Annotated in this window: 1 protein-coding gene; it reads left to right on the top strand. The window is 33.5% G+C overall.

Going from position 1 to position 648, the window contains the following annotated elements; translation table 11 throughout:
• Positions 1 to 122: 122 nt before the first annotated feature.
• Positions 123 to 572, top strand: a complete 450-nt coding sequence (locus DIU01_RS01955; protein WP_290831581.1) for a 6-carboxytetrahydropterin synthase — start codon at positions 123 to 125, stop codon at positions 570 to 572.
• The last annotated feature ends 76 nt before the right edge of the window (positions 573 to 648 follow it).

A 648-nucleotide genomic window follows, 5' to 3' on the forward strand; every position in this document is an offset into this window, starting at 1 on the left:
AGCCAAATGAGCTAATCCCCCAAATTTAAGTGTCAAATATAGTTTTTTTTAATTAACTATTCAAAGAGAGTTTAATGAATTTTAACTCACTAATTTTTATTAATTTTGCTTAAAATTATATCATGAGTAATATCAGAATTACAAAGCAGTTTTCTTTTGAGACAGGTCATGCACTTTATGGCTACGACGGAAAATGTAAAAATGTTCACGGACACAGTTATAAACTTTCGGTAACCGTTATCGGAACGCCAATTACAGACAATTCCAATGTGAAATTCGGAATGGTAATCGATTTTACGGATCTAAAGAAAATTGTTCGCGAAGAAATAGTAGATATATTCGATCACGCCACGGTTTTTAATAAAAACACGCCTCATGTTGAGTTGGCACAAGAATTAAAAAATCGTGGGCATCACGTTATTTTGGTCGATTATCAACCAACTAGTGAAAACATGGTGATTGATTTTGCCAAGAAAATCCAAGACAGATTACCCAACGATATTGAATTACATTCCCTAAAGTTGCAAGAAACAGAAAGCTCATTCGCCGAATGGTACGCTTCTGATAATTAAAATTTTTAGTAGCGAATGGCTCGGGATATTTCAGTAAATGTCTTTCCGGCTTTTGTTACAATCTTTTTTCAATTGC

This window comes from Flavobacterium sp. (assembly GCF_003525665.1).
Classification (GTDB): domain Bacteria; phylum Bacteroidota; class Bacteroidia; order Flavobacteriales; family Flavobacteriaceae; genus Flavobacterium.

Coding starts and splice junctions, on each gene's coding strand:
- DIU01_RS01955 (WP_290831581.1), top strand. CDS start 123: ATGAGTAATATCAGAATTACAAAGCAGTTTTCTTTTGAGACAGGTCAT.